At 69.9% G+C, this 15,290-nt stretch carries 15 protein-coding genes and 1 tRNA gene; 8 read left to right on the plus strand and 8 right to left on the minus strand.

Features of this window, described 5'->3' with window-relative positions; genetic code table 11:
- Position 1: 1 nt before the first annotated feature.
- Both infA and BLW32_RS19235 read right to left on the minus strand, forming a co-directional pair.
- Positions 2-226, minus strand: coding sequence for a translation initiation factor IF-1 (infA, locus tag BLW32_RS19230; protein WP_068521191.1), 225 nt, complete (start codon positions 224-226; stop codon positions 2-4).
- Positions 223-681 carry a hypothetical protein gene (locus BLW32_RS19235; protein ID WP_068739271.1) on the minus strand — a complete coding sequence of 153 codons (459 nt, stop codon included), beginning with the start codon at positions 679-681 and terminating at the stop codon, positions 223-225. The genes infA and BLW32_RS19235 overlap by 4 nt, the downstream gene beginning before the upstream one ends.
- Before the next feature lie 222 nt (positions 682-903).
- Here BLW32_RS19235 and BLW32_RS19240 point away from each other — a divergent pair, with 222 nt between their 5' ends.
- A complete protein-coding gene (locus BLW32_RS19240; RefSeq protein ID WP_068739273.1) occupies positions 904-2,313 on the plus strand; it encodes a dihydrolipoyl dehydrogenase family protein in 1,410 nt (469 codons plus the stop codon).
- Between the two features lie 6 nt (positions 2,314-2,319).
- Here the strand turns inward: BLW32_RS19240 and BLW32_RS19245 are convergent.
- From BLW32_RS19245 to BLW32_RS19255, 3 genes are all read right to left on the minus strand, one after another.
- Positions 2,320-2,396 (minus strand) — tRNA-Val (locus BLW32_RS19245).
- Positions 2,387-2,887, minus strand: a complete 501-nt coding sequence (locus BLW32_RS19250; protein WP_068521198.1) for a peroxiredoxin — start codon at positions 2,885-2,887, stop codon at positions 2,387-2,389. Before BLW32_RS19250 ends, BLW32_RS19245 begins: the two co-directional genes overlap by 10 nt.
- Complete coding sequence (locus BLW32_RS19255; RefSeq protein WP_068521200.1) at positions 2,884-3,270, minus strand: DUF3052 domain-containing protein; 387 nt, start codon at positions 3,268-3,270, stop codon at positions 2,884-2,886. Before BLW32_RS19255 ends, BLW32_RS19250 begins: the two co-directional genes overlap by 4 nt.
- A gap of 269 nt (positions 3,271-3,539) precedes the next feature.
- Here BLW32_RS19255 and aceE point away from each other — a divergent pair, with 269 nt between their 5' ends.
- The 6 genes from aceE (at position 3,540) to BLW32_RS19285 (ending at position 10,988) form a co-directional block, all read left to right on the plus strand.
- On the plus strand, positions 3,540-6,350 hold the full coding sequence (gene aceE / locus BLW32_RS19260) for a pyruvate dehydrogenase (acetyl-transferring), homodimeric type (protein ID WP_068739275.1): 2,811 nt from the start codon (positions 3,540-3,542) through the stop codon (positions 6,348-6,350).
- Positions 6,351-6,356: 6 nt separating this feature from the next.
- Positions 6,357-7,646 (plus strand): PucR family transcriptional regulator, encoded by a 1,290-nt coding sequence (locus tag BLW32_RS19265; protein ID WP_068739278.1) that lies wholly within the window; start codon positions 6,357-6,359, stop codon positions 7,644-7,646.
- Between the two features lie 137 nt (positions 7,647-7,783).
- Positions 7,784-8,686, plus strand: a complete 903-nt coding sequence (locus BLW32_RS19270; RefSeq protein WP_074850721.1) for an ACP S-malonyltransferase — start codon at positions 7,784-7,786, stop codon at positions 8,684-8,686.
- Positions 8,687-8,816: 130 nt separating this feature from the next.
- Entirely contained in the window at positions 8,817-9,122 is a 306-nt protein-coding gene (acpM, locus tag BLW32_RS19275; protein ID WP_068521207.1) for a meromycolate extension acyl carrier protein AcpM, read from the plus strand.
- A gap of 5 nt (positions 9,123-9,127) precedes the next feature.
- Positions 9,128-10,435 carry a KasA/KasB family beta-ketoacyl-ACP synthase gene (locus BLW32_RS19280; RefSeq protein ID WP_068739281.1) on the plus strand — a complete coding sequence of 436 codons (1,308 nt, stop codon included), beginning with the start codon at positions 9,128-9,130 and terminating at the stop codon, positions 10,433-10,435.
- A gap of 190 nt (positions 10,436-10,625) precedes the next feature.
- The gene (locus BLW32_RS19285) at positions 10,626-10,988 is read left to right on the plus strand and encodes a hypothetical protein (protein WP_068521211.1); all 363 of its coding nucleotides are present in this window, start codon (positions 10,626-10,628) and stop codon (positions 10,986-10,988) included.
- Between the two features lie 39 nt (positions 10,989-11,027).
- Here the strand turns inward: BLW32_RS19285 and BLW32_RS19290 are convergent, their stop codons facing one another.
- From BLW32_RS19290 to BLW32_RS19300, 3 genes are all read right to left on the minus strand, one after another.
- Positions 11,028-11,447: a pyridoxamine 5'-phosphate oxidase family protein gene (locus tag BLW32_RS19290; protein ID WP_068739282.1), complete on the minus strand. Its 420-nt coding sequence runs from the start codon at positions 11,445-11,447 to the stop codon at positions 11,028-11,030.
- A gap of 125 nt (positions 11,448-11,572) precedes the next feature.
- Positions 11,573-12,088 carry a DUF3145 domain-containing protein gene (locus tag BLW32_RS19295; protein ID WP_068521214.1) on the minus strand — a complete coding sequence of 172 codons (516 nt, stop codon included), beginning with the start codon at positions 12,086-12,088 and terminating at the stop codon, positions 11,573-11,575.
- Between the two features lie 136 nt (positions 12,089-12,224).
- On the minus strand, positions 12,225-13,046 hold the full coding sequence (locus tag BLW32_RS19300; RefSeq protein ID WP_068739283.1) for a serine hydrolase domain-containing protein: 822 nt from the start codon (positions 13,044-13,046) through the stop codon (positions 12,225-12,227).
- A 207-nt stretch (positions 13,047-13,253) separates the two neighbouring features.
- Between BLW32_RS19300 and BLW32_RS19305 the strand changes: the two genes are divergently transcribed.
- Positions 13,254-15,281, plus strand: a complete 2,028-nt coding sequence (locus BLW32_RS19305; RefSeq protein WP_068739284.1) for a hypothetical protein — start codon at positions 13,254-13,256, stop codon at positions 15,279-15,281.
- The last annotated feature ends 9 nt before the right edge of the window (positions 15,282-15,290 follow it).

A 15,290-nucleotide genomic window follows, 5' to 3' on the forward strand; every position in this document is an offset into this window, starting at 1 on the left:
GTCAGTGCCGGTAGCGGAAGACGATCCTTCCCCGACTGAGGTCGTACGGGCTGATCTCCACGAGCACCCGGTCGAGCGGGACGATCTTGATGTAGTTCTTCCGGATCTTCCCACTGATGTGCGCGAGGACCACGTGCCCGTTGTCGAGCTCGACGCGGAAGGTCGCGTCGCGCAGCCCCTCAATGACGGTGCCGGCGGCCTCGATGCCGCGCGCCGTCTTCGTCATGACCGCACCAGCTCGACGTTCGTCTCGACCGGGTACCCGCCGGCCTCCTCGATCACGGCGACGGCGGCCGTGTCGGCGGGGTCGGCGTGCACCGCGAGGAACGGCGCGACACCGGGGGCGGAGCGCACCCGCCAGGCGCCGGGCGGGGTGACCGCGGGCGGCGGGTCGAGCGGGATGCGGTACAGCGTCTCCCGCCGGTGCGGGGCGAAGCCGTGCCGCTGCCACGCGGCGAGCAGCTCGTCGTCGCCGTCCGCCACGAGGGTGAACAGCGGCGGCGGCAGCTCGGCGAGGAGCGCCTGGGCGATCAGGTCGAAAGCCGCTGCGGTCCAGGCGTCGACGCTGATGAACCCGGCGCGCCGCGACGGCCCGCCGCGGCCGATGACGCGGTCGTCGGCGTCGAGCGCGAGCCAGTCGCGGTCCTCGGCGCGCGCGAGGGTGAGAGGGGAATCGTTCATGGTGATGCCTTCCAGGAATGCCTGCGTGCGGCGCTCCTGGTGGCGGCACCTAGGTCGACCGTGAGAACGGAGGGAGCACCCACATGCGTGAAACGTTCACGGGTCTCACCTCCTTCGGCCGGTCACGGTTGCCAGCAGCGTATCCCCCGGCCACGACGAGGCGCATCCCCTTTTCCGGTGGGCCGTCCGCCGCGCACGTACGGTGGTCGAAGGAGGTGCGCCATGGACGAATTCGACGTGGTCGTGATCGGCGGCGGGCCGGTGGGCGAGAACGTGGCCGACCGCGCGGTGCGGGGCGGGCTGACCGCCGCGCTGGTGGAGAGCGAGAAGTTCGGCGGCGAGTGCTCCTACTGGGCGTGCATGCCGTCGAAGGCGCTGCTCCGGCCGGGACAGGCGCTGCGCGAGGCGCAGCACGTCCGCGGCGCGCTCGCGGGTGAGGCTGCGCTCGACCCGTCCGAGGTCTTCGCCCGACGGGACGCCGTGGTCCGGAACTGGGACGACGCCGGCCAGGTCCAGTGGGCACAGGGCGCGGGCATCACCACGATCCGCGGTCAGGGACGACTCGCCGGTCCGCGCCGCGTCGCCGTGGTCGGGCCCGACGGTGCCGAGACCGTCCTGACCGCGCGGCACGCGGTCGTGGTCGCGACGGGCACCGACGCCGCCGTCCCCGACATCCCCGGCCTCCGCGCGGCGGCGCCGTGGACCAGCCGCGAGGCCACCAGCGCGAAGGCCGCACCGCCCCGGCTCGCGGTCATCGGCGGCGGCGTGGTCGCGACCGAAATGGCAACGGCGTACGCATCTCTCGGATCGCGGGTGACGCTGCTCGCGCGGAGCGGGCTGCTCACCGGCCTCGAGCCCTTCGCGGGCGAAGCGGTCGGCGACGGCCTGCGCGCGCTCGGCGTCGACGTGGTGACGGGCGAGTCCCCGATCCGGGTGACCCGCGCCGGCGGTGAGGTCACGATCGAGACCTCCGGTGGTCGCACCGTCGTGGCCGACGAGGTGCTGGCGGCCACCGGGCGCGCGCCGCGCACCGTCGACCTGGGACTGGAGACCATCGGGCTGGAGCCGGGATCGTGGCTCGCCGTGGACGACACGCTGCGGGTGGAGGGCTTCGACTGGCTCTACGCCGCCGGCGACGTCAACCACAGGGCGCTACTCACGCACCAGGGCAAGTACCAGGCGCGGGCCGCGGGTGACGCGATCGCCGCCCGGGCGCGCGGGGCGACCGTGGACGACGCCGCGTGGGGCGCGCACGTCGCGACGGCGGACCACACCGCGGTGCCGCAGGTGATCTTCACCGAGCCCGAGGTCGCGGCGATCGGCGTCACGGAGGCACAGGCACGCGCGGCGGGTACCGACGTCGCGGTGGTCGACTACGACCTCGGCTGGGTGGCCGGCGCGAGCCTGTACGCCGACGGCTACGCGGGCCGGGCGCGGATGGTCGTCGACGAGGGCCGCGGCGTGGTGATCGGCATGACGCTGGTGGGGCCCGCGGTCGCGGAACTGCTGCACGCGGCGACGATCGCCGTGGTGGGCGAAGTGCCGATCGACCGGCTCTGGCACGCGGTGCCCGCGTACCCCACGATCAGCGAGGTGTGGCTGCGCCTCCTGGAGGCCTACCGGGACCGGTGAGGCCCGTGGTGCGCGCGGAGGGACTCGAACCCCCGACAGCCGGTGTGTAAGACCGGAACTCTAACCAACTGAGCTACACGCGCTTGCCGGTCGAAGATAGCGCAGCGAGGGCGTCTTCCCAAAGCGACTGATCGCGGGGGACGCCGGGCTCGTTCATCTCGGAGAAGCGGATCACGCCCTCGCGGTCGATGACGAAGGTGCCGCGGTTGGGGTAGCCGTTCTTGCCGTTGAGCACGCCGTACGCCCGCGCGACGTCACCGTGCGGCCAGAAGTCCGAGAGCACCGGGAACAGGTAGCCCTGCGATCCGGACCACACCTTGTGGGTGGGCGGCGGGCCCACGGAGACGGCGAGGACGGCGGCATCGTCGTTCTCGAACGACGGGAGGGAGTCGCGGATCCCGCCCAGCTCGCTCTCACAGGTACCGGTGAAGGCCAGCGGGAAGAAGACGAGCAGCACGTTCTTGCGGCCGCGGTACGACTCCAGCGAGACCGGCCGGTTGTTCTGGTCGCGCAGCGTGAAGGGCGGAGCCTCGGCCCCGACCGGCAGCGGACCGTCGAGCTGGGGAGAGGTCACCTCTTGGCCACGCGGCCGGACTTCGGCTGCACCAGGCGCGAGCCGATCCACGCGCCCAGGTTCGTCGACGAGGTCTGGGTGAGCCCGGCGGTCGGCGCCGCCTCGGCGATCTCGCTCGGCTGCACGTGGCCCGGCTGACCGGTCTTGGGGCTGAGCACCCAGACGTAGCCGTCGTCGGAGAGCGGGGTGATGACGTCCATCAGCGTGTCGACCAGGTCGCCGTCGTCGTCGCGCCACCACAGCACGACCACGTCGATCACCTCATCGGTGTCCTCGTCGAGCATCTCCGCGCCGGTGAGCTCCTCGATGGCAAGGCGCAGGTCGTCGTCGGTGTCTTCGTCCCAACCGATCTCCTGCACGATGTTTCCGGGCTGCAGGCCCATCTTCTGGGCGAATGACCCATTCGTGGACACCGGTGGGAGCCTCCTCGCGTTCGCACGGACGGCCCGATGCCACCCGCATACCACTGTTCGGTGCCAACTTACGGCACCTGCGCCCGCGCGCAAGCGGGGTATGCGGAACTCGTGCGACAGACCTGCCGAATTCCACCACGCGGAAATACGACTGTCGAGTAACTTTCCAATGCGGCAGGATGGGATCTGCGACACACCGCAGACCTACGCACCGCCTTCGCGACCCGTGAGGAGCACCAGTGACAGACTCGATCGCCACCACCCCGGCACCCGCCCCAGGACAGGGTCCCGCACCGTCGAACGACGGTCGCCCTGACCGCGTTCGCGTGATCCGCGAGGGGGTGGCCTCCTATCTCCCGGACATCGACCCGGACGAGACCGGCGAGTGGATCGAGTCCTTCGACGACCTGATCGCGACCCACGGCCCCGCCCGCGCCCGCTACCTGATGCTGCGCCTCCTCGAGCGCGCCAGCGAGCAGCGCGTCTCCATCCCGTCGCTCACGTCGACCGACTACGTGAACACCATTCCCACCGATCTCGAGCCCTGGTTCCCGGGCGACGAGGAGATCGAGCGCCGCTACCGCGCCTACATCCGCTGGAACGCGGCGATCATGGTGCATCGCGCGCAGCGCCCCGGCGTCGGCGTCGGCGGCCACATCTCCACGTACGCGGGTGCGGCGTCGCTGTACGAGGTCGGCTTCAACCACTTCTTCCGCGGCAAGGAGCACCCCGGCGGCGGCGACCAGGTCTTCATCCAGGGCCACGCCTCGCCCGGCATCTACGCCCGCGCCTTCCTGGAGGGCCGCATCCCCGCGGAGCGCCTGGACGGCTTCCGCCAGGAGAAGTCGCACGAGGACAAGGGCAAGGGCCTCCCCTCCTACCCCCACCCGCGACTGCTGTCGAACTTCTGGGAGTTCCCGACGGTGTCGATGGGCCTCGGCCCGATGAACGCCATCCAGCAGGCGCGGTTCAACCACTACCTGCACGACCGCGGCATCAAGGACACCTCCGACCAGCACGTCTGGGCGTTCCTGGGCGACGGTGAGATGGACGAGCCCGAATCGCGCGGCCAGATCCAGATCGCGGCCACCGAGGGCCTCGACAACCTCACCTTCGTGGTCAACTGCAACCTGCAGCGCCTCGACGGGCCCGTGCGCGGCAACGGCAAGATCATCCAGGAGCTGGAGTCCTTCTTCCGCGGCGCCGGCTGGAACGTGATCAAGGTGATCTGGGGCCGCGAGTGGGACGAGCTGCTGCACAAGGACCGCGACGGCGCCCTCGTCAACATCATGAACAACACGCCAGACGGCGACTACCAGACCTTCAAGGCGAACGACGGCGCATTCGTGCGTGAGCACTTCTTCGGCCGCGATCCGCGGACCAAGGAGCTGGTCCAGGACATGACCGACGAGCAGATCTGGGGCCTGCGCCGCGGCGGCCACGACTACCGCAAGCTGTACGCGGCCTACAAGTCGGCGATGGAGCACAAGGGCCAGCCGACGGTGATCCTGGCGCACACCGTCAAGGGCTTCGGCCTGGGCCACAACTTCGAGGGTCGCAACGCGACGCACCAGATGAAGAAGCTCACGCTCGACGATCTCAAGGGCTTCCGCGATCACCTGCGGATCCCGATCTCGGACGCGGAGCTCGAGAAGGACCCCTACCTCCCGCCGTACTACAACCCCGGCCCGGAGTCGAAGGAGATCCAGTACATGCTGGATCGCCGCAAGCAGCTCGGCGGCTTCCTGCCGACGCGCCGCACGCAGGCCCAGGTGCTCAAGACCCCCGGCATCGACGCGGTGAAGGTGATGCTCAAGGGCTCGGGCAAGCAGGAGGTCGCGACCACGCAGGCCGTGGTGCGCATCTTCAAGGAGCTGCTGCGCGACCCGGAGGTCGGGCCCCGCATCGTGCCGATCATCCCCGACGAGGCGCGGACCTTCGGCATGGACAGCTGGTTCCCCACGCTGAAGATCTACAACCGCCTCGGCCAGACGTACACCGCGGTCGATGCGCAGCTGATGCTCGCGTACAAGGAGAACCCGCAGGGCGTGATCCTGCACGAGGGCATCAACGAGGCCGGTTCGACGGCGTCGTTCACCGCGGTGGGCACCTCGTACGCCACGCACGACGTGCCGATGATCCCGCTGTACATCTTCTACTCGATGTTCGGCTTCCAGCGCACCGGCGACGGCCTGTGGGCGGCCGCCGACCAGATGGCCCGCGGCTTCGTGCTCGGCGCCACCGCCGGCCGCACCACGCTGACCGGCGAGGGCCTGCAGCACGCCGACGGGCACAGCCACGTGCTCGCGTCGACGAACCCGGCGGTCGTCGCCTACGACCCGGCGTTCGCCTACGAGCTGGCGCACATCGTGATCGACGGCCTGCGGCGGATGTACGGGGAGAACCCGGAGAACATCTACTACTACATCACCGTCTACAACGAGCCGATCCACCAGCCGGCGGAGCCGGAGAACCTGGACGTCGACGGTCTGCTCAAGGGGCTGTACCTGTTCAAGCCGGCCGACACGGCGCACGCGCTGAAGGCGAACATCCTCGCCTCGGGTGTGACGATGCCCGACGCGCTCAAGGCCCAGCAGATGCTGGCCGAGGAGTGGGGCGTCTCCGCGTCGGTGTTCTCGGTGACCAGCTGGGTGGAGCTGTCGCGCGACGGCATCGAGTCGGAGAAGGCGGCGCTGCGCGACCCGGGCGCCGAGTTCCGCACCCCGCACGTCACGAAGATCCTCGGCGGCACCGAGGGCCCGACGATCGCGGCGTCCGACTTCATGCGCGGCACGCAGGACCTCATCCGGCAGTGGGTGCCGGGCACCTACGTCACCCTGGGCACCGACGGCTTCGGGTTCTCGGACACGCGTCCGGCCGCCCGGCGGTACTTCAACGTCGACGCCGAGTCGATCGTCGTGGGCGTTCTCCTGGGGCTCGCACGCGACGGCGCGCTCGATTTCTCGGTCGCCGCGGAGGCCGCGAAGCGGTACCGGATCGACGACGTGCTCGCCGCCCCGAAGCAGACATCGGACCCCGGCGTAGCCTAGGACTCCATGACCGCTGATACGGGCTCGTTCCCCCTCCCCGGGAAGCCGGGGAAGGGGAGCTTCAACCGGAAGCGCCCCGAGCCTCGCGACGTCCTGCCCGAGGCGATCCTCGCCAGGATCCGCCAGTACTCCGGCCGGGTCGCGACCGAGGCGGTGCGCTCCATGGAGGAGCAGCTCCCGTACTTCGCGGATCTCGAGGCCAGCCAGCGGGCGTCGATCCAGCTCGTCGTCCAGACCGCGGTGGTCAACTTCGCCGAGTGGATCGAGAACCCGAGCAACGTCGAGTACACGGTCGCCTCGTTCCAGACGGTGCCGCAGGACCTGGCCCGCAGGGTCTCGCTCCTGCAGACCGTGGAGATGGTCCGCGTGGCGATGGAGTTCTTCGAGCGCTGGCTGCCGCTACTGGCACGGAACGAGGACCAGCTCATCGCGCTGACCGAGGCCGTGCTGCGGTACGGCCGGGAGATCGGCTTCGGCGCCGCGTCGATCTACGCGTCGGCCGCCGAGGCCCGGGGCGCGTGGGACTCGCGGATGGAGGCGCTGGTGGTCGACGCGGTGGTCCGCGGCGACACCGGCGCCAACCTGCTCTCCCGCGCCGCGGCACTGAATTGGGACCCGGTCGCGTCCGCCACCGTCATCGTCGGCAATCCCCCGCCGGACCAGAACGTCTCCGTCGCCGGATCGGTCCACGACACGGCGCGCTCGCACGGCCGGTCGGCGCTGGCCGTTGTGCAGGGCACCAAATTGGTCGTCATCGTCAGTGGTGCGGTGACGACGGGGGACCCCTTCGCCGACGCCCTCATGCTCCACTTCGCCGACGGTCCCGTCGTGATCGGGCACACCACGCCGACGCTGGAGGACGCCCACGCATCGGCGGTCGAGGCCATCGCCGGCGTCAACGCCGTCGCCGGCTGGCCGGGCGCGCCCCGCCCGGTGCACAGCTGGGAGCTCCTGCCGGAGCGCGCGCTGATCGGCGACACGCACGCCGGCCGCACCCTCTACGAGCTCCTGGTGAAACCGCTTGAGGAGGCGGGGTCGGCCCTGTCGGACACGCTGGACGCGTACCTGGACTCGGGCGGCGCGGTGGAATCGTGCGCCCGCGAGCTGTTCGTCCACCCCAACACGGTGCGGTACCGCCTGAAGAAGATCGCCGAGATCACCGGGCGGGATCCGCAGGACCCGCGCGACGCCTTCGTGCTGCGTGTGGCAGCGACGATCGGGCGTCTCGCGGCGGCCAATCCGGACCGCTTCACCCCCGCCGCTATGACGCGAATCACAGACATCTCGCTGAGCTAATCCAGTCACACATAACACTCTGGTAACAGGCAGGACTCGCTGAGCAGCACTTTTGTGGAAACCCCACAAATTCGATGAGTCAGGTTCTCAGGCTCCAACACCTTCTTTTCAGGTTCCCGGGGTGTTTCCTGGTACACGTGATTGCACTGCTCGCACCCGGACAGGGTTCCCAGAAGCCCGGCATGCTGACCGCATGGCTCGATCAGCCTTCTGCCGTGGAGCGCCTGCGCGCTTGGTCCGAGATCGCCGATCTCGACCTGGTCCGCCTCGGCACCATCGCCGAGGCCGACGAGATCACGGACACCGCCGTGACGCAGCCCCTCGTGGTGGCCGCCGCTCTGCTCGCCTTCGAGCAGATGGGCGTCCAGCCGTCGGACACGGTCGTCGCCGGCCACTCCGTCGGTGAGCTGGCCGCCGCCGCCGTCGCCGGTGTCATCACCGCCGACGACGCCGTGCGCCTGGCCGCCATCCGCGGTCGCGCCATGGCCGCGGCCTGCGCGCTGGTCCCCACCTCGATGACCGCCGTCCTCGGCGGCGACGAGGCGGACGTGCTCGCCACGCTCGAGTCCTTCGACCTGATCCCGGCCAACATGAACGCCTCCGGGCAGATCGTGGCCGCCGGCACCGTCGAGAACCTGCAGAAGCTGGCCGACAACGCCCCCGAGAAGGCGCGCCTGCGCCCGCTCGCCGTGGCCGGCGCCTTCCACACCGAGTTCATGGCCCCCGCGCAGGAGGCCGTCGCGGCCGCCGCGCAGACCATCACCCCGCGCGACCCGCAGCTGACGCTGCTGTCGAACCGCGACGGCAAGCCCGTCACCTCCGGCGCCGAGGCCCTCGCGGCCATCGTCGCGCAGGTGACCCGGCCCGTCCGCTGGGACCTGTGCACCGCCACGATGCGCGAGGCCGAGGTCTCCATGGTCGTGGAGCTGCCCCCGGCCGGCGCCCTCGTGGGTATCGCCAAGCGCGAGCTCAAGGGTGTGCCCCAGGTGGCCGTCAAGACCCCGGCCGATCTGACCGAGCTGCTCGCCCCCGCGCAGTAGCCGCAGTAGCGTCGAAACCACCCGACGGGCCGCCCGGCACCGTCGGACCCCCGCGGCGCCCGCCGTCGCACCGATAGACTCCCGTCTCCGCGAAATCGCGGGTCGGGTCACACAAGGAAAGGGACCCACTGTGGCCACCAGCCAGGACGAAATCGTCGCCGCCATCGCCGAGATCATCGAAGAGGTCACCGGCATCGAGCCTTCCGAGGTCACCCTGGACAAGGCGTTCATCGACGACCTGGACATCGACTCGCTGTCGATGGTCGAGATCGCCGTGCAGCTCGAGGACAAGTACGGCGTCAAGGTGCCGGACGAGGACCTCGCGGGCCTGAAGACCGTCGGCGACGCCGTTGCGTACATCCAGAAGCTCGAGGCCGAGAACACCGAGCTCGCCGCTGAGCTCAAGGGCAAGTACGAGGCCGAGAAGGGCAAGTAAGTCTCTTGCCTTCGCTGAGGAATTTCTCGACGCTGGGGGGTGAGTTCCCCAGCGTCGTCGTCACGGCCATCGAGCTGACCACGTCGATCGGTGTCGATACCGACACCACCTGGCAGGGACTGCTCGCCGGCAAGAGCGGCATCCGTCCGCTCGAGGGCGATTTCATCGGCGTGCAGATCCCCGATCTGCCGGTGCGGTTCGGCGGCCAGCTGCTGTCGGACCCGTCGGACGACGTGCCTGAGCGGCCCGACCGCCAGCACGCCGGGGACATCAGCAAGCAGCATGTGTCGAAGCGGCGCATGTCCTACGTCGAGCAGGTCTCCCACGTGATGACCAAGCGGCTGTGGGACGGCGCCGGACGCCCGGATGTCGACCCGAACCGCCTCGCGGCGGTCGTCGGCACCGGGCTCGGCGGCGGCGAGACGATGGTGCAGGCCGTGGACGCGCTTCGCGACTCCGGTGTGCGCAAGGTCTCGCCGTTCGCCGTGCAGATGTCCATGCCGAACGGCGCGTGCGCCGTCTCGGCACTGGAGATCGGTGCCCGCGCGGGCGCCATCGCGCCGGTCTCGGCCTGCTCGACGGGCAACGAGGCCATCGCGCACGCCTGGCGCCAGATCGTGCTCGGCGACGCCGACATCGCGGTCTGCGGCGGCGTCGAGGGCCGGATCGATTCGCCGCCCATCGCCTCGTTCGCGATGATGCGGGCGCTGTCGACCCGCAACGACGACCCGCAGGCGGCCTCGCGTCCGTTCGACAAGGACCGCGACGGGTTCGTCTTCGGCGAGGCGCAGGCGCTCATGATCATCGAGACCGAGGAGCACGCCCTGGCGCGCGGCGCGAAGCCGATCGCCCGGCTGCTCGGTGCCGGCATCACGTCCGACGGCTACCACATGGTCTCGCCGGACGTGGAGGGCGGCGGCGCCGCTCGCGCGATGAAGCGGGCGATGGAGACGGCGGGCCTGTCCCGCTCCGACATCGACTTCATCAACGCGCACGCCACGGCCACGCCGATCGGCGACACCGCCGAGGCCAAGGCCATCAACGCGGTCGTCGGCACGGACGCCGCGATCTACGCGCCCAAGGGCGCGCTCGGCCACTCCATCGGAGCCGTGGGCGCGCTCGAAGCCGCGCTGACGGTGCTCTCGATCCGGGACGGCGTCATCCCGCCGACCCTGAACCTGGAGAACCAGGATCCGGAGATCGAGCTGGACGTGGTCCACGGTGCCGCCCGCACGGGCGACATCTCCTACGCGCTGAACAACTCCTTCGGATTCGGCGGCCACAACGTGGCGCTGGCGTTCGGCAAGTACTGAACTTCCTTCGAGAAGCCGGTCGTCGGGGACACCCCCGGCGGCCGGTTTCGCGTCTCGGCGACGGCGCCGGGCGAGTAGTCCGCACGGCGCTTCCCCCGCAGGTCGAGTAGTCCGCTACGCGTGCCAACGCCCAAGGCGCGCCGCCATTCTGATCCGGCAAGCAGTTCCCCCGAATCAGAAGGACCGTCCCATGAACACCTCCGCCAAGCGCGCGGCCGCCACTGCGGCCTCCCTCGCCCTCGTCTCCGCCGCCGGCGTCGTCGGTTCCGGCGTCGCCAACGCCTGGACGACCGTGACGTTCAGCAATCCGGTCGCCACGTGGGCCGGCGCCCGGGTGATCGTCCGCAATCAGACGTACGGCGACGCGGGGTGGTGCACCTACCACTCGCGTCCGTCCGGCTGGCAGTTCGACACCGTCACCATCCCGTTCCCCCTGCCGGGCAAGGCGGTTCGCGAGGTGATCGTGCCCGGCGCGCAGCCCACCGGGAAGTGGTACTGGGTGCGGGTCACCTGCCCCAACGCGCCCACGACGGCGCGCTGGGTCACGTACTGACGTCCTGGCGGTGCCGGCGTTCCCGGCACCGTCGGGCGATCACATCGTGAGGTCGGCGCCCAGCCAGTGCTCGGGCTCGAGGATCACGGTGAGGTGCTCCCCCAGCTGCCCGAACGCGAACTCGAGGTAGCCGTCGAGCGCGGCGCCGGAGAGGTAGCGCGCCGCCATCGCGCGGACCTCGTCGTCGGTGGACGGGCGGGACTCGGCGACGGGGCCCTCCACGCTCACGTACATCGTGCGGGGCTCGACGGTGTCGACCATCAGGGAGAACCGCCCGGTCGCGGCGAGCGCCGTGGCCTTGCGGGAGCCGGGACCGATCGTGATCCACGGCTTACCGCCCGGCTCGTACGCGTACCAGACCGGCACGGTGAGCGGGCCGCGGCCCGGCTCGGCGACGGAGAACGCGGCGACGTGGGGTTGAGCGAGGAATTCCTGTTTCTCGGACGCGGAGAGTGCCATGTCCCGATGGTGGCAGATCGGGCCGACAACTTTCCGTGCGAGAGGAATCCTGATGTCCCGGTCCCGGCGGGGCGCCGTCGCCGCAGCGCCGCGCTCGCCCGCCAGGGCCGGGTTTCAGGCAGGTCTCAGCCGACGGCCTGGGAGAGCCAGGTGACCTCGGCGCCCTGGCCGCCCATGCGGAAGGGCTCGAGGGCCTCGTCCCAGGCGGTGCCCAGGAGCGAGTCGAGGGACGTCTGCAGTCCCTCGGGGCCCTGGTCGAGCATCATCGAGCGCAGCTGCGCCTCGCCCAGCAGGGTGTCGCCGGACGCGCTCATGGTGCCGCGCCACAGCCCCAGCCCCGGGGCGTAGCAGAACCGCTCACCGTCGACCCCCTCGGAGGGGTCCTCGGTGACCTCGAACCTCAGGGAGTTCCACTCCCTGAGGGTGTTCGCCATCCGCGCGCCACTGCCGACCGGGCCAACCCAGTCGACGACGGCACGCTGCATGCCGGGGACGGCCTCCTGCGCGGACCACTTGAGGGTGGCCCGGGCGTCGAGGGTCCTCGACAGTGCCCACTCCACGTGCGGGCACAGTGCAGCAGGTGCGGCGTGAATCCAGACGACTCCCGTCGTCACCTCTGCAAACTGACTCAGCTGCTGCATGGTTGCCACCTTCTTCGTTTCGACGAGGACGTCTTCCCCAAGCCACCTGTCGAAACGTGCGGAGCTACCAGCCGCGCTTTATCACATCGATGTAGTTATGAAGCCATTGTGCACCATGATGCGCGTGTTGCGCCAGTTACTCGCCTTGAAGTTCCTGAGAAATCAGCCGATCGTTGAACTCGGACCACCGCGGCTTGGCCCAGGAACCGAAGGGCCGGTCGGTGAGAACGACCGCGGCGAGCTCCAGGTCCGGGTCGAGCCACAGGTACGTGCCCGCCTGGCCGAAGTGTCCGACGGTGCGCGGCGAGTTCCGCGTCCCGGTCCAGTGCGCCCGCTTGTCGCCCTTCACCTCGAAGCCGAGCCCCCAGGTGTTGTTCGCGAACTTCCCGTAGCCGGGCACGAACCCCGGGAGGCCCGGGAAGTGGACGGAACGAGCCCCGTCGACGGTGGCGGGATCGAGCAGGGTGGGCGCGGCGACCTCCCCTGCGAAGCGCACGAGATCGGAGACCGTGGACCGGGCGCCGTGCCCGGCCGGGCCGACGAGCGCCGTGTCGCGCATTCCCAGCGGCGCGAAAACGGCCTCGCCGAGGTACTCGGGAAATGCGATTCCAGTATCCTTCTCGATCAGATCGGCAAGGAGCTCGTATCCGTACGAGCTGTAGATGCGCTGCGTCTCGGGCGGTGCCATGACGTCGGGGGAATCGAACGCGACGCCGGACGCGTGCGCCAGCAGGTGCTCGACGGTGCTCCCCTCCGGTCCGGCCGGCTGCCGGAGGGCGATCGCCTCCTCCTCGATCGCGACAAGGACGCCGTAGGCCACGAGAAGCTTGGTGACGGAAGCCAGTTCGTATTGCCGATCCAAGTCCCCATGGGTCTCCACGATGCCAGACCCGTCCGTGCGCAGAAGCGCACCGGCGGCCGTTCCAACCGGCCATTCCGACAGTTCCGCCAGGCTCATCCGAATCCCTTCGATCGCTCCCCCAGACCCTATCGCGACGCCGCCGAGGACCTTAGATTCGGTCAATAGCAAAGCGACGAATCGGTGGCGTAGAACTCCGGATATTTGCTGTAGCGCAAAGGAAGTTTTTCAGGCTTCAACACTCCTATTCTCACCGTGGATGCGCGATTGCGGCATCTGCATTTCGTCCGAGAGGAACGTCCCACCATGAGTGCGAAGCATCGTAAGGCCTCCAAGCTGGCCGCCAAGCGCACGGCAGTCGCCGCGACGGCCGTCGGCGCCACCGCGGCCGTCGGCCTGATGAGCGCCCCGGCGCAGGCAGCCGCGCCCGACTACAGCAAGGCGATCAGCGACTACTCGCACGCGCTCGACAACTTCCTCAACGCCTCGAACAACGTCACCAACAGCGTCGGCTCCGTGTGGAATCCGATCGCATCGCCGACCGGCGGCATCCTCCCCACCTTCGGCTCGTCGTACACCAAGGTCGACGTCACCAAGATCTCGAGCCTGCCGGCCGTCCTGCGCAACATCGCGGGGCTGAACCTGCCGACCGGTGTGCCCGGTGTCGTGCCGAACGTCGTGCTCCCCGGTGGCTCGCAGCTCGACCTGTCGAAGATCCTGCCCACGTCGATGCCGGGCGGCACGCTCCTCAACGGCGCCGCGACGGTGCTCGACGGTGCGCTCGGTCTGCCAGTGATCGGGCCCTACATCAGTGCCCTGCCCGCGCTCAGCGAAATCGTGGACGGCCTCACCGCTACGCAGAGCAAGTACACCAGCTCCTACGCCTGGAAGCTGCTGCAACTGAGCGGGACCACGAACGTCCTCAACACCTTCGTCCAGACCCCGAGTGGGCTGGCGATCAAGAAGTTCATCCTCCCCAACCCCATTCCGGGCCTGCCCGACATCCCCCTCGGGCCGCTGGAGATCCTCCCCGAAGGCAGCCTCCCCACGGGGACCGTGTGGCTGCCGCAGGCCGACGGCACCTACACCTTCCCGCTGGGCGCGAAGGCGGGCTTCTGGGGTGCGGCGCCCACTGCGGCGCTGAAGATCCCGGGATGGCTCGGTGGCTCGGAGACCGTGGTGTCGGTGCCGATCGGTGCGGCCGGCGTGGAGCTCCCGCTCGGCCTCGCGAAGGCAGGTGTGCTCAGCGGCTCCGTGCTGCTGCCGACGCAGAACGGCGTCTACTCCCCCATCGGCCTGACGATGACGAACGTCAACACGATCCTGCCGGTCGGCTTCACCAACATCAACGTGACCACCGGGAACTACGTCGGCACCAACGGGATCAACGTCAACAACGGCCAGAACCTGCTGTTGCTGCAGAACCCGCTGGGCGTCCCCCTGCCGATCCTCTACGGCCTGGGCGGCTTCAACTTCGGCGTGGAGGGCGCGGGCCTCACGTCGCCGTCGCTCTTCGGCATCAAGCTGTTCTCGGACAACCTGCTCCAGGTCGGGAGCCAGACCGGCCCCAACTCCAGCGCGGGCCTGATCCCGCCGAACATCCTTCCCACCGACCCGCTGAGCCAGATCATCACCGGTGTCACGTCGCCTCTGGGCGTCAGCTCGCTGACGCAGCTGCTCGGCATCGACGCCTTCGTCAAACCCGTCATGACGGCGTTCGGCCCGGTGTACCAGGCGATCTCGGCGGTCACACTCAAGCCGCTGTCGGACTTCGCGACCAGCCAGTACGGCCCGTTCATCAACGGCTCGGCGTCGCAGCTGCTGGACCTGTCGAAGACGCTGTCCGAGCAGAGCGCGAACCTGCCCGGTGCCCCGGCGCAGTCCGCCGCGGACACGAACGCGGCGGCCACGCAGACCGGCGCCCACCGCGCGGAGAACGGCGGCACGCTGGTGTCGACGCTCCTCGCGCGGGACACCGGAGTCGAGGAGGTGCAGTCGACCGCGGACACGGGCCGGCCGGCGTCCACCGACACCCCGGACGCGGGTTCCGGCACGACCGCGCCGCCGGTCACACCCGCACCCGCGCCCGTGATCGACACGCCCACGCAAACACCGGATCCCACACCTCCGGCCGAGACGCCGACCACTGAGACGCCGACCGTCGAAACCCCAGCGGCGGAGGCACCGGCCGAGGAGCCCACGACCTCCCCCGAGGCTGCGGAAGCGACGACCCCGGCGGAGACGGCACCGTCGGCCACCGAGACGGCGACGAGCACGGACTCGGGCACCACGGACGCCGGCAGCACCGACACCGGCGCGGACAAGGCCGCGTAACCCGCGGAC

The sequence above is a fragment of the Tsukamurella tyrosinosolvens genome (assembly GCF_900104775.1).
In the GTDB taxonomy this organism is placed as follows: domain Bacteria; phylum Actinomycetota; class Actinomycetes; order Mycobacteriales; family Mycobacteriaceae; genus Tsukamurella; species Tsukamurella tyrosinosolvens.